Source organism: Lysinibacillus sp. FSL W8-0992, assembly GCF_038008685.1.
Taxonomy (GTDB): Bacteria; Bacillota; Bacilli; order Bacillales_A; family Planococcaceae; genus Lysinibacillus.
Genome location: NZ_JBBOZQ010000001.1, coordinates 2,488,484 through 2,506,557, shown reverse-complemented (window position 1 = coordinate 2,506,557; position 18,074 = coordinate 2,488,484). Strand labels below are relative to the sequence as shown.

The 18,074-nt window shown below is 36.2% G+C and carries 20 protein-coding genes and 1 pseudogene; 8 read left to right on the top strand and 13 right to left on the bottom strand.

All coding sequences use genetic code 11. From position 1 onward, the window contains the following. Positions 1-2 precede the first annotated feature (2 nt). Positions 3-749, bottom strand: coding sequence for a metal ABC transporter ATP-binding protein (locus tag NSQ74_RS12485; protein WP_340823698.1), 747 nt, complete (start codon positions 747-749; stop codon positions 3-5). Between the two features lie 108 nt (positions 750-857). On the opposite strand from NSQ74_RS12485, the gene NSQ74_RS12480 reads away from it, so the two are divergent. The 7 genes from NSQ74_RS12480 (at position 858) to NSQ74_RS12450 (ending at position 5,395) form a co-directional block, all read left to right on the top strand. Then, on the top strand, positions 858-1,094 hold the full coding sequence (locus tag NSQ74_RS12480; protein ID WP_172772040.1) for an endonuclease IV: 237 nt from the start codon (positions 858-860) through the stop codon (positions 1,092-1,094). Positions 1,095-1,407: 313 nt separating this feature from the next. Further along, complete coding sequence (locus NSQ74_RS12475) at positions 1,408-1,800, top strand: hypothetical protein (protein ID WP_340823696.1); 393 nt, start codon at positions 1,408-1,410, stop codon at positions 1,798-1,800. A 130-nt stretch (positions 1,801-1,930) separates the two neighbouring features. Next, a complete protein-coding gene (locus NSQ74_RS12470; RefSeq protein ID WP_340823694.1) occupies positions 1,931-2,323 on the top strand; it encodes a hypothetical protein in 393 nt (130 codons plus the stop codon). A gap of 111 nt (positions 2,324-2,434) precedes the next feature. Further along, positions 2,435-3,328, top strand: a complete 894-nt coding sequence (locus NSQ74_RS12465) for an NADH dehydrogenase FAD-containing subunit (RefSeq protein WP_340823693.1) — start codon at positions 2,435-2,437, stop codon at positions 3,326-3,328. Beyond that, positions 3,312-4,049, top strand: coding sequence for a hypothetical protein (locus NSQ74_RS12460; RefSeq protein ID WP_340823692.1), 738 nt, complete (start codon positions 3,312-3,314; stop codon positions 4,047-4,049). Before NSQ74_RS12465 ends, NSQ74_RS12460 begins: the two co-directional genes overlap by 17 nt. Continuing rightward, positions 4,046-4,744: a hypothetical protein gene (locus NSQ74_RS12455; RefSeq protein WP_340823691.1), complete on the top strand. Its 699-nt coding sequence runs from the start codon at positions 4,046-4,048 to the stop codon at positions 4,742-4,744. The genes NSQ74_RS12460 and NSQ74_RS12455 overlap by 4 nt, the downstream gene beginning before the upstream one ends. A 12-nt stretch (positions 4,745-4,756) precedes the next feature. Beyond that, positions 4,757-5,395 carry an ABC transporter ATP-binding protein gene (locus NSQ74_RS12450; protein ID WP_340823689.1) on the top strand — a complete coding sequence of 213 codons (639 nt, stop codon included), beginning with the start codon at positions 4,757-4,759 and terminating at the stop codon, positions 5,393-5,395. Between the two features lie 502 nt (positions 5,396-5,897). Here NSQ74_RS12450 and NSQ74_RS12445 read toward each other — a convergent pair. From NSQ74_RS12445 to NSQ74_RS12405, 9 genes are all read right to left on the bottom strand, one after another. Next, positions 5,898-6,092 (bottom strand): helix-turn-helix transcriptional regulator, encoded by a 195-nt coding sequence (locus NSQ74_RS12445; protein ID WP_024362980.1) that lies wholly within the window; start codon positions 6,090-6,092, stop codon positions 5,898-5,900. Between the two features lie 15 nt (positions 6,093-6,107). Continuing rightward, on the bottom strand, positions 6,108-6,611 hold the full coding sequence (locus tag NSQ74_RS12440) for a DUF6773 family protein (RefSeq protein ID WP_340823686.1): 504 nt from the start codon (positions 6,609-6,611) through the stop codon (positions 6,108-6,110). 210 nt (positions 6,612-6,821) lie between these two features. Next, complete coding sequence (locus NSQ74_RS12435) at positions 6,822-7,172, bottom strand: VOC family protein (RefSeq protein WP_340823685.1); 351 nt, start codon at positions 7,170-7,172, stop codon at positions 6,822-6,824. 70 nt (positions 7,173-7,242) lie between these two features. Beyond that, positions 7,243-8,031 (bottom strand): lipid II flippase Amj family protein, encoded by a 789-nt coding sequence (locus tag NSQ74_RS12430; protein ID WP_340826454.1) that lies wholly within the window; start codon positions 8,029-8,031, stop codon positions 7,243-7,245. A gap of 119 nt (positions 8,032-8,150) precedes the next feature. Next, positions 8,151-9,452, bottom strand: a complete 1,302-nt coding sequence (locus NSQ74_RS12425; protein WP_340823684.1) for an alpha/beta hydrolase — start codon at positions 9,450-9,452, stop codon at positions 8,151-8,153. Positions 9,453-9,626: 174 nt separating this feature from the next. Further along, positions 9,627-10,061 carry a DUF3021 family protein gene (locus NSQ74_RS12420; RefSeq protein ID WP_340823683.1) on the bottom strand — a complete coding sequence of 145 codons (435 nt, stop codon included), beginning with the start codon at positions 10,059-10,061 and terminating at the stop codon, positions 9,627-9,629. A 12-nt stretch (positions 10,062-10,073) separates the two neighbouring features. Next, positions 10,074-10,511 (bottom strand): LytTR family DNA-binding domain-containing protein, encoded by a 438-nt coding sequence (locus NSQ74_RS12415; protein ID WP_340823681.1) that lies wholly within the window; start codon positions 10,509-10,511, stop codon positions 10,074-10,076. Positions 10,512-10,754: 243 nt separating this feature from the next. Further along, positions 10,755-11,648, bottom strand: a complete 894-nt coding sequence (locus NSQ74_RS12410; protein ID WP_340823679.1) for a deoxyribonuclease IV — start codon at positions 11,646-11,648, stop codon at positions 10,755-10,757. A gap of 12 nt (positions 11,649-11,660) precedes the next feature. After that, positions 11,661-12,962 carry a DEAD/DEAH box helicase gene (locus NSQ74_RS12405; protein ID WP_340823678.1) on the bottom strand — a complete coding sequence of 434 codons (1,302 nt, stop codon included), beginning with the start codon at positions 12,960-12,962 and terminating at the stop codon, positions 11,661-11,663. A 262-nt stretch (positions 12,963-13,224) separates the two neighbouring features. Here NSQ74_RS12405 and NSQ74_RS12400 point away from each other — a divergent pair. Continuing rightward, a pseudogene (locus NSQ74_RS12400) lies at positions 13,225-13,388 on the top strand (butanediol dehydrogenase); the annotation flags it as partial. A gap of 165 nt (positions 13,389-13,553) precedes the next feature. Here the strand turns inward: NSQ74_RS12400 and kdpC are convergent. From kdpC to kdpA, 3 genes are read right to left on the bottom strand one after another with little or no spacing between them, the layout of a single operon-like run. Then, the gene (gene kdpC / locus NSQ74_RS12395; RefSeq protein WP_340823677.1) at positions 13,554-14,195 is read right to left on the bottom strand and encodes a K(+)-transporting ATPase subunit C; all 642 of its coding nucleotides are present in this window, start codon (positions 14,193-14,195) and stop codon (positions 13,554-13,556) included. A gap of 12 nt (positions 14,196-14,207) precedes the next feature. Further along, positions 14,208-16,271 (bottom strand): potassium-transporting ATPase subunit KdpB, encoded by a 2,064-nt coding sequence (kdpB, locus tag NSQ74_RS12390; RefSeq protein WP_340823676.1) that lies wholly within the window; start codon positions 16,269-16,271, stop codon positions 14,208-14,210. Between the two features lie 15 nt (positions 16,272-16,286). Further along, positions 16,287-17,981: a potassium-transporting ATPase subunit KdpA gene (gene kdpA / locus NSQ74_RS12385; protein ID WP_340823674.1), complete on the bottom strand. Its 1,695-nt coding sequence runs from the start codon at positions 17,979-17,981 to the stop codon at positions 16,287-16,289. Between the last annotated feature and the right edge of the window lie 93 nt (positions 17,982-18,074).

Below are 18,074 nucleotides of genomic sequence, written 5' to 3'. Positions count from 1 at the left end.
TTCTAATGAATCTTTCTCACGGAATGGCCGTACCAAGCGTCAAGCGCATCCTGAGAAATAGAATCAAATTCGTCTTTGTAGCCGTGGAAATGAATCGTTTGGTTGAGGCAAGCAACATGGCTAATTCGGTTTGAAACTGTATCAACATCATGTGTGACAAGAATCATCGTAATTCCTTGTTCCCTATTCAAATTCGCCAGCATATCATAAAAGGACTGCACATTCTCGTGATCGATGCCGACAGTCGGTTCATCCAGTATCAGTAATCTTGGCTCGCTTACTAAAGCTCGTGCAATAAAGACACGCTGTTGCTGTCCACCAGATAGTTCACCAATATTTTGGTTCATAAAGGCGTCCATTCCTACTGCCTTTAAAGCCTCATATACTTTGTCTTTGACATCTTTTGTAGGTCTTTTAAATAGCCCTAATTTTTTTGTTAATCCACTGATGACTACCTCTTGTACAGTTGCTGGAAAACCTGAGTTGAAAGCATTGGATTTTTGGGAAACGTAGCCTATCCATTCACGATGTTTAAATGTTGCACTTGGCTCTCCAAACAACTTAATTTCGCCAGACATTGGTTTCAATAAACCTAATATAATTTTTAATAATGTTGATTTTCCTGAACCATTAGGTCCGAGGAGTGCTAAAAAATCTCCTTCTTCCACACGGAATGAGATATTTTTCAATACTTGTGTATAGTCATATTGAAATGACACATTATCGATGTCAATTAATGTTTTTTTCATGCATGATCGCTTCTTTCTAATTCAAAATCATTACGATTTACAAGTTGTAAGTATAAATGAATGTTCAATATTTGTAAAGAAAACAAAACTTAAAAGGAGGGATTGGTTGTGAGTATTCATTTTTTACAGCAATTATCTCAAAGTACTGATAAAGAAGTAGTTGCCATTGCGCGTGCCGAAGGTTTTGAAATTAGCACGTCAGAAGTGAAAAAGCTTCGACCTTATCTTGAGCAATTCTCATTTTCTTGGCTCTTTTTAGGTATTCCAAAAGAAGTACTGAGTGAAGTGGAAGCCGTTCTCGGAAGAAAACGTTCTCGCCAGCTTATTGCACTATTTACTAAATAATATAGTAAGCCCGAAAGTCAGTTTTGACTTTCGGGCTTTTTTTTATGTAATAGTGAAAATTGTTTCCTCTTATCCTTACATTGACAAACATCCTCCAAAATCTACCTATATTTTAAAATTTTTTTGAACTTTTTAGTAAATTAAAGTAGATTTTTCTTTACAAAAATATTGAAAATAGAAAGTTTGGAATTTTATAATAATTGATAATTAGAGGATGAAATACTCTTTCTCTATGTCTATGTTTATTGTTGCTTCGTTGTTTTGTTGCTTTTGGTTTATTCTCATCAAAATACAAAGAAGGAGTTGAATTGACATGAAGAAAAGACTAGCAACAACAGTTTGTGCTTTAGGATTATTAGTTAGTGCCGGTGCAGCAAGTGCAGGTACTGATGCTATAACCTATGCGAAGGAACTGCCTGGGTTTAAAAGGAACATATATTTAGCGACCGGAACAAAAGACAATAACAGTGACTCAAAAGTTGAAAACTCTATAGTCGGTCAAAATTACGAGGCAACTATGTGGATTGTGGATGCTAGTGGGAAAAAGGTTTCTAATACTGCAAAAGATGTAACTGATAATGATACACGGTTCTTTACAGTAGATGATAGTGCAGTCGGCGGCAATGTAACTCTTGTAGCAGAAAATGATAAAATAACACGTGTAAGTGTGGAAGTTTCCGGGAGATTTTATCCAGATACAAAATAAAATAAATGAATGTAAGTATAGATAGATGGTTGTCCTATCGAATTTCCATAAAGATAATCTTTTTGTTGCAATGTTGTTGTGTTGCTTTCAGTTTATTTTCAGCAAAATTCAATGAAGGAGTTGGTTTTTTATGAAGAAAAGACTAGCAACAACAGTTTGTGCTTTAGGTTTATTGGTTAGTTCAGGTATAGCAAGTGCAGGGACGAGTGCTATCACCTATGCGAAGGAACTGCCGAAATTTTCAGGTGATATTAGTTTAGCAACCGGAACAAAAGACAATACTAGTCAATCAAAAGTAGAAAACGCTATAGTTGATAAAAATTACACTGCAAATATGTGGATTGTGGATGCTAAAGGAGCAAAAGTATCTCCAACAACTACAAGAGTAACGGATAATGATACACGGCTCTTCACAGTAGATCAAAGTGCTGTTGGCGGCAATGTAACTCTTGTAGCAGAAAATTCAAGATTTGCCCTTTTTGAAGTAAGTATTTCAGGAAGTTTTTATCCAGACACACGATAATATAGCATGCACAATTTATTATATAACAACATTGATAGTGATTCTTTTATCAGCATTATTGATAGGGTGGTCTATCCTGGACGGCCCTATTCTTTGAATAGGAGGATATCAATGCTTATTGAATATAAAAAGCTGTTTAAAAATAAAAACTTTTATCTTAGCATTTGTGCCTTATTATTAGTTGTTGTGATTGCTGTGCTTATAGGTGTAAAAGAGCATAATGAAGAATATTTATTAACAGAGAGACTTTTTAATCAACGATATGAAAAACCTATTGTTGATGATGTGCTCAATTTTGTATCTCCGCATAAACAATGGCTCGGTTTTACTAATAATTTCCCATCTGATTTGTATTATTTTCTTTATCCATTGTTGATTTCAATTGCACTCGTGGATTCCATTTATCGTGAAAGAAAAAGCGGCTATCAACATTTTATTTTTATGCGCATGGATAGACAAAAATATTACACTGCAAAGTTTGCTACTACTTTTCTAACTGCCTTTTTTATGTTCATACTGCCACTATGTCTTGGTATAGTGCTTGTTAATCTATTTACGAATCATTGGGACTATACAGCCTATGCCAATATTTATAAAGGGTTTGTAGAAGGAACTTTGGCAATACCAGATAATGCTATAAGTGTTTTTAAAGGCGATATTCAACCTCTTTTTTCGGATTTACTAAGCATGTCTCCATATGCATATGTTGCTGTATTTTATATTATCGGAGGATTGTTTGCTAGTGCGTATGTTTGTCTAGGACTAGCCCTATCTATGTTTATTAAAAATTATTATTTATTAATTTTTATGCCGCAAATTATTTATACTAGCCTTTGGTTTTTAGCTGCCAATCACCCAAAATGGGCTCCATTTTACTTTTTAGCCCCGGAAGGTATACATGGAGACAACTCCATTTCCATTATGGTTACTGAATTTCTGTTGCAAATATTACTTACATTTGTCATTTACTTAATTGGGATGAAGAAACATGAAGATGTATTATAAGTACTGCGCGTATTGTCTACAGGATATTCGCTTTAAAAGGATGCTTTTTTGGATTGTTGCCATTTTTATAATATTGCTACAGTTGATTGCAGTATTCCCAATCACGTCAGTAGTAACCACATGGCATACACTGAAAGACTTTATATTAGCCTCTCGTTATGAAAATTACTATACACTATTATTTTTAATATTATTAGCGCCTTTTTCATCTAAAGACAATGATTGGCTATTGCTTAGAAGGTATCGTCACCGCCAGCAATTCGCTTCGTATAAAATTTGCTTTATTTTTATGGTGACTGCCTTTTTTACAGCTATTGTTTTCGGAAGTAGTTTGTTGAGCACATCGCTAGCGAAGTGGTTATTCTATCCCTATATCACAAATTACAGTGCCCTATTATTATATGTGCCTGAGCCTAAAGAAAACGGTTCATTGCTTTACTTTATCTATATGTTTTATTGTGTTACGGCTATTTGTGGTTTGCTATACATAGTGCTCCAACAACTACTTAAAAATAATTTTATTAGTTTGATTTTAGTCATGACTCTTTTTATGGTTGATAAAATCACACTACACATTGTGCCTATTTTATTTTATAAAAGTGAATTTACGTCACCTATTAGTACATTCTTTATATTAGTCGCCGTTATGATATTGTTAATCAATGCCATTCATTATTTAGTCAATAAACTAGACTTTTACGTGCGAGATGATGATTCATGACAACATTTTCGTTAGAGTGGAAACTACTGAGAGAAGATGCCCTTAAAATTTGTTGTATTTGTATCGTCTACCCATTATGTACTACTTTATTGTTACTCTATATGACATCACTTTTTGATGGCATGACATTGCGCCAAGCATTTACTGTCCTTTTGGGACAAGTGGAGGAACTTACTTGGATGTACTGGACTTTGCTATGGTTTGGTTATGTGCTTTTAATTCAAATTATTTGGAAGCCTCGCTCCACTTCTTTTTCATACAATATGCTATTACGCTATCCAACAAAAAGCTGGTTTTGGCTTAATCGGCTGCTAATTCTACTTATATTCACTGCATGCTATGTCGCAATCACTTATCTCATGAGCTTCTTCCTTTTTTTAAAAGCTCACGTGACACTACAATTTGATATCTTAATTGTGCTACAGGCATTGATTCTGTGTATCAATATGTACTGTCATGCTTTGCTTTGGAAAATAATCGAATTATTGTTTTCAGGTAAAATTGCATCTGTGCTACTGATCATTCTATTTTTTGCGGGTATTAAGCAATCCGCTCCTTATATTCCTTTCTATTATGGGCTAATGGGAAATTTCGAGGCAAACATGGTCGCTATTGTTTTATTTATCGAAGGGCTATTAATTTGTATGATGTGTCTACTCATTGTTCGCTTCGGATTAAAAAAAGATTACTTCTAGGGAGGTTACGATATGTCAATTGAAGTATCCAACGTTTCTAAGGTGATTAAAGGAAGGACTGTGCTTCAAAATATAAACTTTCAGCTAGAACGAGGGAAAATTTATGGCTTTGTTGGTCATAACGGTTCAGGGAAATCGATGTTATTTCGCGTTATTTGTGGCTTAGTAAAACCGAGTGTCGGAACCGTAAAATTATTCGGGGATGTGTTACATCGAGATATTTCATTTCCTAAAAGTGCAAGTGTTATTCTTGAAAAACCAGGATTTTTAGAGCATTATTCAGGGTTTTCCAACTTGAATTTTTTAGCATCAATACGTAAGCAAATTACTGACCAAGAGATAAAAGCTGCGATATCAAAAGTAGGTTTAGACCCAGAAGATAAACGGCCTGTCAAAGCGTACTCTCTTGGCATGAAACAAAAACTAGCAATTGCTCAAAGCATTATGGAAACACCAGAATTAATTTTACTAGATGAGCCAATGAATGCTTTGGACGAAGATTCTGTCCAAAATGTTTATAACATTATTAACGCTGAAAAACAGCGAGGTGCTACCATATTATTAACTTCACATAATAAAATCGATATTGAATCATTATGTGATCAAGTATTTAGGTTGCGTGAAGGCGTGTTAACAGAAAGTCCCGTCTGACCTCTCTTTGCCAACATATTCAGTTGATTGGAGCGGAGGACGGGCGACTCCTGCGGGAACGCACGCATTGTGAGACGCAACAAACCGCGCGTTAGCGAGGGTTGCGACTTACGGTGTGCCCGCGGAAAGCGCCCACCCGTAGCGGAAATCAACCGCACTATTTATGTCTATTAAAAAGCGATAATTATTTAAAGGCATGGAAAAGTAACTCGACACTTCTTTCTATTTTTTATTCTTTTGAAGCTTTAACTTTAATAAGTTGATTGGAGCGAAGGGAGGGCGACTCCTGCGGGAACGCACGCATTGTGAGACGCAACAAACCGCGCGTTAGCGAGGGTTGCGACTTACGTTGTGCCCGCGGAAAGCGCTCGCCCGTAGCGGAAATCAACCGCAGTATTTATCTTTTGTTTGAACACAATTGCAGTAATTTTAACTTTTGATTTCCCTCAAATATAGTAAAACCTCCACTTTGACAATGTTCAAAATGGAGGTTTTCTTTAATTTACTCTTCCCAAAACAATTCATCCAACGTTTTATTTAACGTTTTACAGATTGCAATACATAAGTTTAATGTCGGATTATATTTACCTACTTCAATTAAGCCGATAGTTTGTCGAGTAACCCCTACTTTTTGTGCTAAATCTTCTTGTGACAGATCATGTTCTATTCGAGCCATTTTTAAACGGATATTTTTCATGCTTATCACCACTTGTTAATCTTCTAAATTTTTTTGTACGACTTGATCACTTTTCTTTTTAGCAGCCATATACGATAATCCCAAAAACCCTGCAAAAAATGGCACATATATAAGTAGAGATACTAAAAAGACAACGAAGAAATATTCTATAGCTTGTTGTGTGCTGTCTGCATAATTGAAAGCACTGTTAAGTCCTAAAATAATTGCAAAAACTAAACCAAATGCAACACCAAAAAGTACATTTTTTGTTCCTAATTTGACTTTGCTATTACTATCGTGAACCTCTATTTCATCAGTCAATATGCCAAGATAAGCCGTTCTAACATAATAATAGACAGATGATATAAATATAATCAACCACTCTGTTATTACATTATCCAAGGACACACCCATTTTAAAGAATTTAATTAAGATTGATATTGAACATACAATCATGATCAATACATAAACTTCTTTGTATATTTTATTTTGTAAATTTTTCACACGTTCATCAACTTGCTTCTTCTGTCTTGCAGCCATAATTTGCCTCCATTCGTTTTATTAATTTTATTATATAAAACAACATTGCTTTTTGCAATATATAAATTGCATTAAGTTAATTATAATTTACAAAATGCAAAATGGGTTCTTCTAAAGACATGAAAAAGGCACATCCTCTTGTGGAAAATGTGCCTTAAAAATTCATTTTTTAAAAATGTCCATGTTGCCTGTTAACGAATTTCTATTCGTTTACTTCTCCCATAGCTCAATTCGTCTGCCCTCTGGATCTTCAATCCAAATGAAATTTCCAAATTCACTAACCTCTTTTTCCTTTACAAAAGGAACACCCAATTTCTCTAGATGTTTAATACTGTCATCTAAATTTTCAACTTGGAAGTTTAACATCACTTGTTGTTCTAATGGAAAATAACGATCATCCTCGGTAAAGAAGGAAAAAATCGTTTCATTGCCTGCTTGTGGTGTAATAATGGCACCATTCCAACCTTCCATTTCCACATTTAGAACTTTACTGTACCATTGTTTAATATCCTCTAAATCTTTAGTTCTCCAAAAAATCCCTCCAAAGCCCTTTATATTCATAAAAGTCACCTTCCTATCCATTCATTATTCATTTAAATTCTCGTTTTAAAAGCGAATTCCTTCTTAGCAATTAAGTAATAAGCTTCGCAAACCAAGCAACATAATGTGCCCCAGGTATAAATAAAACTTGCGCCAAAATCGTTCCTAAAAATCTGGATGTCATCATCATAACAGACGCTCTTTTTAAATCTAAATAGCTACCCCGCTTGTTGATCACATCATCAGCAAGTATTGAAATTTTAGGATCAATAAAAATAATTAACAAAATCGTCGCCATCCCATTGATTAGTCCAGACGCCATGACAGCAGTGTTACTTAATTCGGGTACTAATAACCCAGCATATAAAGCTGATAAAACGCCAATCGTATAAATCGCTGTAATGACAATGTTAATGACAAATAATTTTACTGGAATATCTCGTAAGCCAATTCCCTTTAAATACGAAAAACTTGGCTTACGAATATGTTTAATTCCACGTCTTACATATTCAAGCGTAAATCCTTTTTTCAATAAAGCTGGGATCGAACCTCTTTCCTCAGCCAAATGGATTATCCCTCGCGAAAAGATGGCTACGAACGTTGGCAGTAATAATATCCCTATTAGAGTTCCTATCGATGCCGCTCCAATAATAATGCGATACTGGTTTTCTACATAGGCTAACGCATTGTCAGCAGGAGCTGTATCCACCAAACTTCCTGTAAATGGTTGTTGCATCATATTCGCTAGCCTCGAAACCATTACCATTACATTAAAAAGCGATAAAGCTGAAGCTAGCAACCTTACACGTGCTCCTGATAAACGGACTGCATACGCAAGGGTTTCGATTGAATGAATGATGAGAATAAATAAAGCAATCATAATTAATTTTTCCGTTACAATTTCCACTCTCTATACCTACTCTTAACTTTCCAATTATTTCACATGTAGACGTTTAAGGACCGAAATAGTTCCGCCTACTGCATGCTACCGATAAAATATTAATAAGTGTCTTCATGAGTAAAGTGGCCAATGCCTTTTAATTCAAAGTCAAAAAAGTTAAGAATGAGTTCATTTTCAGTTTCAATTGCGTAATATTTATCAATGTCCGCTTTTCCGCCTTGCAACATATTTGCAAGTATAGGAGAGAAAAGTGGTAAATCAGTTAAGCTTAAATGTTTTGCTCCTTGAAAATGAACTGTATATGCATCTTTAAAATGGATATTGGCAGGTTTGTTCGCTATATAAATCGAGTTGCTGTCGAGTTGCTTCCAAACATCGTCCGAATAAATATTAAGTAGTGGTGTTGTATAGTCTTCCCCTCTTGCCACAAAATCATCAATCTCTTTCTTATAAACTAGCTCACTAAAGAATGGGGCATCGATATTGACAACTGCCTGAACATCTTTACGTTCTCCGCCAAGCCAAACACTTGCAGCACCCCCCATTGAATGTCCAAACACACCTATTTTCTCTATATCGATAGCTTGATAAAGGGGATCATTGTCACCTTTAGTTTTTGAACGTATTGTATCAATGACAAAATTCATATCGTCTGTTCGAAGCTTCATCCATTTTTGAATAAGACCATAAACTTCTTCCTTCGTGTATATGCCTTCTTTATTTGAATTACTTACTTCCCTGTTAAAACCTTTATCAATAAGTACCTTTGTTCCATCATCTGAAACAGTATAAAAAGAATGGTACGGATGGTCGATTGAAGCGACTACATATCCATGACTTGCAAGTTCAGTATAGGTAGACGTATTGCTTGATCTTATACCGTTTGCACCATGTGAGAATACAAGGAGAGGATATGATTTATCGGCATTTTTTGGATACCAAAACTCCACATTAACAAATCGGTTGTCCCCCTTATCAGTAAATTCCTCAATCCGATTTTGGTCTTTATATGTGTAAGTAGCTGTTGCGACTTGATATGTGCCAGTCACTTTTGGTGATTTATATTGAGGAAAAACAATTGCAGGTGCACTTGCTATGCACAGTACCAATATCGTTACAATAGTTTTCCATATTATAGATGAAGTTTTGTATTGCCTATTTCTCTTGTTATACAAAAGAGAACCCATTCCCATTACTGCGAAAATGAAAAGTACAATTGTAAGCATCGCCCAGCTGAAATTCCAATCAATTACCGATGAAAGGAGAAGCATTACAAAAGTAATGAACACAGCAACCCTTACCCAATTCTTCATTTTTTTATGGTTTTGCTTTGTCACCATACAGTAAATAGCAAACGCAATCTCGAAAATCAACATGATTAATAATAATAAAGTCCCCATAGTCGTTACCCCTTCTTCCGATTAATTTTTTATGAACTCATCATAAGAAATCGATGAAGGGAAGTATATAGAAAAACAGTAAGTTGTATCTACAAGCAAATAAGATGTAAAAAAGCAGTAAGCTATATGCTTACCGCTAACTATTTTTTGTAGAAAAACTGCTAATTTATTATTTTATTGGGTAATGTCTTTTTTAAACGTCTTTAGTTTTTCGTTGATTTTTTGGGCTTCTTTTTTATCATTATTCCATGACAGTAGACGAACTAAAATATAGATGAATGCAATTTGTAGTGCCAAAATAATGACCTCTGTTGCATTGTTTACAATATCCAAGCCACAAGCGAGGGCAATTAATAATAGTTCCAGTGTAAAAAAATGAAGAACAATTCTTATACGCATTTTTGTCTCGCTTATATCATGAGCTAGATACAACATTAATCCTAATAATGCACTTAAAAATGAAAATGCCATAATAATATAGATTGATATTAAATCAAACGCTAATTCAGGATAAAAGATTTGCCGTAAAATAGTAATAATAATGATGATGGATGCGAAGATGATTAAGAAATCTTTAACGATCTTTTGCACAATTTCGAAAAACTTCATATTAACCTCCTATTACAATCCTAGCATTTTTTTAAGGACAGGCACATACTGCCTTGATACAACAAGACGTTCCCCATTATCAAGTACCGCTACGAATCGGCCACTTATAGACGGGTGAATAGATGCAATTTTAGCTATGTTTACTATTGTTGATTTGGATGCCCGAAAACAATGAACTTCTTTGCATACCTCTTCTAATTCATATAGCTTATGTTTTACCTCAAAAACGTTATCCTTGCAGTAACTAAAAACCTTTCCATCAACTGCTTCGAAATAATAGATGTCCCTAACATTAATTCGATGAACGCCATCATTTTGATATCCGAGTATAAGAGGGGTTTCAGTTTTCAGCTTATTAACAATTTCAAGTATTTCTTCATCTACTTCATGGCACCTGATAAGTATTTCTTCTATCAGTTCTTTGCTTATTTCTTCTATTGAAATTTTCATAAGATCATCCTCTAAAAGTGCTGTGTCTTTCAGATTGTCTCATTTTAACATATCAATTTACAATACAATATTAACAAATACCTTCCTATATTTAACAATTCAAAGAATATGTCTCGTTTTTGCAAGATATTTTTCGGATGAATTTGGACTCTTACAAAGTGGAAAGTGCTTATTTCCATGTTTCATTACTAAAAAAAATACCGTAGACACACACAAATTTTTTTGCGTTTGTCTACGGTTTGATTATCCTCGTAGGGCGTCAATAAGTTCAGGTTTATATTCGCCACTACGTAACATCTCAATTTCATATTTATAAGGTGCTGTTTTTGATTTAGCATCACTGTTTAATGCAACAAATGGTGTTTCTAATATTTTTGGCACGTCCATCAATTGAGGATGGTGGACTACGTATTTTAAAGCATCAAATCCGATATGCCCAAAGCCAATATTTTCATGACGGTCTTTCCCTGCGCCACGAACATTTTTAGAATCATTTATATGAAGGACCTTAATACGATCCACACCAATAATCTTATCAAACTCGTTTAACACACCATCAAAATCTTCGACAATATTGTAGCCAGCATCATGCGTATGGCATGTATCAAAGCATACAGAAAGTCGTTCATTATGTGTAACACCATCAATAATTTTTGCAAGTTCATCGAAAGAACGCCCACACTCTGTTCCCTTACCTGCCATTGTTTCTAATGCAATTTGTACGGGAAAGTCTTGTGAAAGCACTTCATTTAAACCTTCAATAATTTTGGCAATACCTGCATCTGCTCCTGCGCCCACATGTGCACCAGGATGTAAAACAATTTGTGTTGCTTCCAATGCAGCAGTGCGCTCAATTTCTGATTGTAGAAAATCTACACCAAGACGGAAGGTTTCAGGTTTTTCAGTGTTTGCAATATTTATAATATATGGGGCGTGCACAACAATATTGGTCATGCCATGCTCTTTCATGTGTAATAGACCATTCATAATATTAAGATCTGCAATTGGTTTTCGACGCGTGTTTTGTGGAGCACCCGTGTAAATCATAAAGGTGTTAGCACCATAAGAAAGAGCTTCTTTACTAGAGCCGAGCAGCATTTCTTTACCGCTCATTGAAACGTGTGAGCCAAGTAACATATATATGCCTCCTTATTTTTTGCCGCGTGCTTTTATGCGACGTTCGCGTTTTTTAATCTTTTCCATTTCCCATTTCATATTACGTTTGTAGCCTGGTTTTACTTTTTTCGGTTTGCGCACTAAAGATTTTGCTTTTACATCAATTTCATTTTCGTGCTTCACTCGGTTTTTACGCGCATGACGTTCTTTTAGTTCAGACCATTCACCATCTTTGACATCCTTTTGTTCAAACGGAATACCCATTTTCTCAATGCGTGCTAATGCGTCCTCGTCTGAAGGCTCAAATAATGTAATCGCCGTTCCTTTATTACCTGCACGTGCTGTTCGTCCAACACGGTGAATAAAGAATTCTAGATCTTCTGGAATTTCATAGTTAATGACATGTGAAATCCCTTGAATATCGATACCACGCGCAGCAAGATCTGTTGCCACGATATATTGAAACTCTAAATCGCGAACTTGCTTCATCATTTTTTTACGATCACGAGGGGTTAAATCACCATGAATTTGACCACAGCGAATTCCTTGCTCGTTTAAATAGCCAGCAACATGCTCTGCATTTTTACGTGTATTCGTAAAAATGACCGCTAAAAACGGGTTAATGCCTTCAATGACATCTAGTAAACGTTTGTTGCGTGATTTCGAACGAACAGGCACAAGCACAAAGTCAATACCTTCTGCTACTGGACGTTTATCGTTCATATGAATGTGTACAGGTGCTTCCATGTATTTTTTTAGGAATGGCTGTAGACGTTCTGGAATTGTTGCAGAGAACACGAACATTTCAAGTTTTTCTGGCATTTGAGAAGCAAAGCCATCAATTTCTTCGATAAAGCCCATATCGAACGCTAGGTCCGCTTCATCCACAACTAAAATTGGTGCCGTATGCACAAATAACGCTTGAGCTGAAACAAGATCACGAATACGTCCTGGTGTACCAACAACGATTTGTGGTTGCGTTTTTAACTTATCAATGGAGCGTTGTTTGTCCGTACCCCCAATAAATAATTTCGCTTGAATCTCTGTTCCTTCTATTAATTGATTTAACGCATCAAAAATTTGTTGAGCAAGCTCTCGTGTTGGCGAAGTAATAACAGCTTGTACTTCTTGCTTGTCAACTTGAATGCGTTGCACGATTGGAATAAGGAAACTATGCGTTTTCCCTGTCCCTGTATGTGCTTGACCAATCGCACTTTTCCCTTTAAGTATTAGCGGAATAATTTCCTTTTGTATTGGTGTTGGTTCTGTGAAGCCAAGCTTTGCAATTGCGTCCTGCAAAAATGGCTGAAAATTATAATCAGTATATTTTGACATAATTCGTTCCTCCTTACATCTTTCCCATTGTACCATGATTCGGCCTTTTAGGTATGTTTCCGTACTATTAACATAAGCATTTACAATATTCTCTTGTTTTTTTCATCGATGCAACGCTAACCCTTAACAAACTTACTTTAATTGCGACTATTATGCAATGAAAAATGTAAAGTGTGAATAATGCAAAAAAATCCAATGAACTTTTCGTATTTTTATCCAACTAATAATTTGAATAGTTTCCACATGCTGAGGTTGATAGATGATGAAAGCAGCAAGATGGTATAAAGCGAGAGATATCCGTGTAGAAAATATTGAAGAGCCTGCCATTGCACATGGAAAAGTAAAAATGAAAGTACATTGGACAGAAATTTGTGGGGTGATTTACATGGGTATGCAGCTCGGCCAATCTTTATTGCAGTCGAACAATCCCTTTATTTAAGTAAAAAAGCGTTAATGCAAGAGAAAAATCATATTCATATTCTTGTTAACTCACAATGATAGAGCTTCGTTTCATATCTTTAAAAGCAGATAGAGAAAATTATGCTACACCCTTTTCTCTATCTGCCCGTATAAATAAATGCTTTGTATCGCCTATTCGTATTGCTTCATCTTTTTGAAAATATCTAAATTCGCCATTAAAAAGTTTACTTTCTCTTCTCCAAATACACCGAGCGTGCGTCCTTCTGTATTAATCTCCACAATTTCTTCAATTTCCTTCACTGACAGCCCGCTTGCATTTGCAATTCGGTTAATTTGAATTTGTGCTGCTTGCACACTAATATGCGGATCTAAACCTGACCCTGAGGCTGTCATTAAATCAGCAGGAATCTCTTGTCGTTTGACTGTTGGATTCGCCTCTAAAAATGACTGAATGTCTTCATCTATTCGTTTTATTAATTCTGGATTGGACGGTGCATAGTTAAAGGTACCTGAGCTAACTCCTCCATAAACAGTTGCGCCATGTTCATCTGGTACAATATCTTCCTTTGCATATACATTATAATTAATAGAAGAAACACGTCCCCCAAAAAATGCTGGTGATGTAAAGGCTTGCCCTAGCAGTTCTGAACCAACAGCTTTGCCATCAACTTCAACAATGCTACCATTTGCCTGCTCATTAAATAGCCCTTGTGCAATGCCAGTCACAGTAAAAGGATAAATCAAACCACATAATACAAACATTGTTAATGATACAAATAATGCTTGCTTTGCGCTGTCCCAAAATCTATTCATGTCATTTTCCTCCTATAGCCCAAGCATGGTTAACAGTGGCCCTACTAGTAAATCAATCACCTTTATCCCGATAAAGGGGGCAAAGATGCCACCGAGTCCATAAATGAACAAGTTTTTCTGTAATAATTTTGCAGCGCTCATCGGCTTATACTTTACACCCTTTAACGCTATAGGAATTAATAACGGAATAATGACCGCGTTAAAAATTAAAGCAGAAATGATGGCACTTGTTGGTGAATAGAGTTGCATAATATTAAGTGAGCTCATTTCTGGTACTGCCACCATCAGCATAGCAGGGATAATCGCAAAGTATTTCGCAACATCATTTGCAATACTAAATGTAGTAAGTGCGCCACGCGTCATCAATAATTGTTTCCCAATCTCTACAACTTCGATTATTTTAGTTGGGTTTGAATCTAAATCTACCATGTTTGCAGCCTCTTTTGCTGCATTCGTCCCTGAATTCATGGCAAGACCAACATTTGCCTGCGCCAAAGCAGGTGCATCATTCGTTCCGTCCCCTGTCATCGCAACAACTTTCCCAAGTGCCTGTTCATCTTTTATGACCTTTATTTTGTCCTCAGGCTTACTTTCAGCAATAAAGCTATCCACTCCTGATTCTTTAGCTATAGCCGCTGCTGTTAGTGGATTATCACCTGTACACATAATTGTTTTAATGCCCATTGCCCGCAATTGTTCAAATCGTTCTTTTAAACCCGATTTTACAACATCTTTAAGATGGATTACGCCTAAAATATTATTATTCATCGACACAACAAGTGGTGTCCCCCCAACAGATGATACTTGATGGACTAACTGCTCCAAATTTCGAGGGATAGGATGCCCTGCAGCGATGCTTTCTTGTTTAATCGTATCGTAAGCCCCTTTACGAATTTTTGTGCCATCCTTCAAATTTAAGCCACTCATCCGTGTTTGTGCAGAAAATGCCATATGCTCACTTGTTGTAATGATTTGTTTTTCATCTGTCGTATTCACACCTAAATCGCATGCCAACGATAATATAGATTTCCCTTCAGGTGTGTCATCGGTTAAGGAACTAAGCCATGCAGCTTGCATCAATGTTAGAGGTGCTACTCCCTTTACAGGTAGAAACTCAGATGCCATGCGATTGCCATAAGTGATTGTTCCTGTTTTATCTAATATTAGTGTGTCTACGTCACCGCACGCTTCTACAGCTCTTCCTGACATCGCAATAACATTAAACTGTGTCACACGGTCCATTCCAGCAATACCAATGGCGGAAAGTAAGCCACCGATTGTAGTTGGAATTAAACAAACCGTTAGTGCAATTAATGTTGCAATAGAGATGTGAACATTTAAATAAGTCGTCATAGGATATAACGTCACGACAACTAATAAGAAAATCATCGTTAAACTTACTAACAATGTATTTAACGCAATTTCATTGGGTGTTTTTTTTCGACTAGCCCCTTCTATAAGCGTAATCATTTTATCTAAAAATGACTCTCCTGGCAGTGAAGTAATTTCAATTATGAGCCAATCACTTGTGACAGTCGTTCCACCTGTAACAGATGAAAAGTCACCACTTCGTTCTTTTACGACAGGTGCTGACTCACCCGTAATAGCCGATTCATCGACTGTTGCAATCCCTTTAATTACCTCGCCGTCGTTTGGAATGACCTCCCCTGCTTGAACTAATACAATATCTCCCTTTTTCAGCTCATGTGCCTGTTTCATTATTTCCGAACCATCCGCTAAAAGAACTCGTGCCTGTGTAATTGTTTTTGTATTTTTTAACGTTTGAACTTGAGCCTTACCTCGCCCTTCTGCTATAGACTCTGCAAAATTAGCAAATAATATCGTCACAAAAAGAATAATAGCTACAATAACATTATAGAGTCGATCATGCTCGCCTCCCCCACTCCCAAGTATATTGGGGAAAAACAATAACAATAGCACAAAGATAAATCCGACCTCTACAACGAACATTACGGGATTTTTGATCATATAAAATGGATTAAATTTTTTCAACGCGCCAATCATGGATTGCTTCATTATATCGCTCGAAATAAAGCTTTTTCTTACAGTTTCCATTTAATTCTCTCCTCATCAGGAATGTATTTGTAAATGCTCTGTAATTGGACCAAGTGCCAATGATGGTAAGAATGTCAATGCACCAATCATTAGTACAATTCCTACAAGCAAAAATGTAAACATCGATGTATCTGTTTTCAATGTTCCAATTGAATCGCTATGCAACATTTTTTTAGCAAGTAACGAAGCAATTGCCAATTGAATTATGATGGTTAAATAGCGTCCGAAAAACATCGCTAGCCCTGTCGATACATTCCAAAATGTCGAGTTATCGGCTAATCCTTCAAAGCCAGAGCCATTGTTGGCAGATGCTGAAGCAAATTCATATAACACCTGCGATAAACCATGCGCTCCTGGATTTGTTATGCCCGCCACTCCTGCTGTCGTAGCAACAGCGAGCCCAGAAAATAGCAGGATGATGGCAGGATGAATTAAAATACAAAGCGCTATAAGCTTCATTTCCTTTTCCTCAATTTTCTTTCCTAAAAATTGTGGGGTGCGGCCTATCATTAAACACGCAATAAAAATTGTCAGTAGCACATACATCATCATGTTCATTAGCCCAACGCCTTTACCACCGAATACAACGTTTACCATCATGTTAAACATCGGCACAAGACCACCAAGCGGTGTTAAAGTATCATGCATATTATTGACAGAGCCAGTTGTAAAAGCAGTTGTGACAGCAGTGAACAGAGCCGATTGTGCTATACCAAAACGCATTTCTTTTCCTTCCATACTGCCAAGTTCCTGTGTAATACCTAGCTCACTAATAAGTGGATTTCCAGCACGCTCAGCTATGTATACTGTTACTAGTCCAATTAGAAACAGCATACTCATGGCACCAAAGATTGCTAGCCCTTGCTTACCAACTATCGTCTTCTTTTTTCTATAAGCAACCATCAAGCCAAATGCTATAACACAAGCCCCAGGTAGCAACATCATAGATAGCATTTCTACGATGTTGGATATAACTGAAGGGTTTTCAAAAGGAGTCGTCGAATTGGCTCCATTAAAGCCTCCTCCATTTGTACCAACATGTTTAATCGATTCAAGCGATGCAACAGGTCCAAGTGCGATATCTTGCATCTTTCCTTCGATTGTTTGGACGGTTTTATTCGCACTTAATGTTTGAGGCGAACCTTGCGATACTAAAATAATGGCAACTACAATTGAAATTGGCATTAATACACGTGTGATAACACGTACAAAATCTACATAAAAATTGCCCAAAGTATCACTTTTTGCCACTAAACGTCGGCAGAACGCCATACATGCTGCATAGCCTGTCGCTGCTGATGTGAACATCATAAAAATAATGACGAGCATTTGTGACAAATAACTTAAACCCGATTCACCACTATAATGCTGTAGATTTGTGTTTGTCATAAACGAAATAATCGTATTAAAGGATAGCGTTGCCTCCATATTTTCAATTTCATTAGGGTTTAACAACAGATAAGATTGAATGCGCAACAGCATATAGCCAATGAACACCATCAAAGCATTTGACATAATTAACGACAGCACGTATTGTCTTCCGGTCATATCCACTTGCTTTATGCCACATAATTTATAAATGACATCATCTACTTTATCCATCACTGGATCGAGCCATGTTTTTTTATGCATCGTTACATGAAAAAGATAATGACCCGTTAAGATAACAAGCGGTAAATAAATCATACAAACAATGGCTATTTGCCACATACTCTATTCCTCCTGCATCCTATTAATAATTTTCTGGATATAAAAGGGCGTACCCTAAATATCCAAAAAGTAAGATAAGTATAATGCCAATAA

Bases quoted from the DNA above. Each gene is read 5' to 3' on its own strand.
- NSQ74_RS12485 (WP_340823698.1), bottom strand. From the start codon at position 749: ATGAAAAAAACATTAATTGACATCGATAATGTGTCATTTCAATATGAC.
- NSQ74_RS12475 (WP_340823696.1), top strand. From the start codon at position 1,408: ATGAAGAAAAGACTAGCAACAACAGTTTGTGCTTTAGGATTATTAGTT.
- NSQ74_RS12470 (WP_340823694.1), top strand. From the start codon at position 1,931: ATGAAGAAAAGACTAGCAACAACAGTTTGTGCTTTAGGTTTATTGGTT.
- NSQ74_RS12465 (WP_340823693.1), top strand. From the start codon at position 2,435: ATGCTTATTGAATATAAAAAGCTGTTTAAAAATAAAAACTTTTATCTT.
- NSQ74_RS12460 (WP_340823692.1), top strand. From the start codon at position 3,312: ATGAAGATGTATTATAAGTACTGCGCGTATTGTCTACAGGATATTCGC.
- NSQ74_RS12455 (WP_340823691.1), top strand. From the start codon at position 4,046: ATGACAACATTTTCGTTAGAGTGGAAACTACTGAGAGAAGATGCCCTT.
- NSQ74_RS12450 (WP_340823689.1), top strand. From the start codon at position 4,757: ATGTCAATTGAAGTATCCAACGTTTCTAAGGTGATTAAAGGAAGGACT.
- NSQ74_RS12445 (WP_024362980.1), bottom strand. From the start codon at position 6,092: ATGAAAAATATCCGTTTAAAAATGGCTCGAATAGAACATGATCTGTCA.
- NSQ74_RS12440 (WP_340823686.1), bottom strand. From the start codon at position 6,611: ATGGCTGCAAGACAGAAGAAGCAAGTTGATGAACGTGTGAAAAATTTA.
- NSQ74_RS12435 (WP_340823685.1), bottom strand. From the start codon at position 7,172: ATGAATATAAAGGGCTTTGGAGGGATTTTTTGGAGAACTAAAGATTTA.
- NSQ74_RS12430 (WP_340826454.1), bottom strand. From the start codon at position 8,031: ATGATTGCTTTATTTATTCTCATCATTCATTCAATCGAAACCCTTGCG.
- NSQ74_RS12425 (WP_340823684.1), bottom strand. From the start codon at position 9,452: ATGGGGACTTTATTATTATTAATCATGTTGATTTTCGAGATTGCGTTT.
- NSQ74_RS12420 (WP_340823683.1), bottom strand. From the start codon at position 10,061: ATGAAGTTTTTCGAAATTGTGCAAAAGATCGTTAAAGATTTCTTAATC.
- NSQ74_RS12415 (WP_340823681.1), bottom strand. From the start codon at position 10,511: ATGAAAATTTCAATAGAAGAAATAAGCAAAGAACTGATAGAAGAAATA.
- NSQ74_RS12410 (WP_340823679.1), bottom strand. From the start codon at position 11,648: ATGTTACTTGGCTCACACGTTTCAATGAGCGGTAAAGAAATGCTGCTC.
- NSQ74_RS12405 (WP_340823678.1), bottom strand. From the start codon at position 12,962: ATGTCAAAATATACTGATTATAATTTTCAGCCATTTTTGCAGGACGCA.
- kdpC (WP_340823677.1), bottom strand. From the start codon at position 14,195: ATGAATAGATTTTGGGACAGCGCAAAGCAAGCATTATTTGTATCATTA.
- kdpB (WP_340823676.1), bottom strand. From the start codon at position 16,271: ATGGAAACTGTAAGAAAAAGCTTTATTTCGAGCGATATAATGAAGCAA.
- kdpA (WP_340823674.1), bottom strand. From the start codon at position 17,981: ATGTGGCAAATAGCCATTGTTTGTATGATTTATTTACCGCTTGTTATC.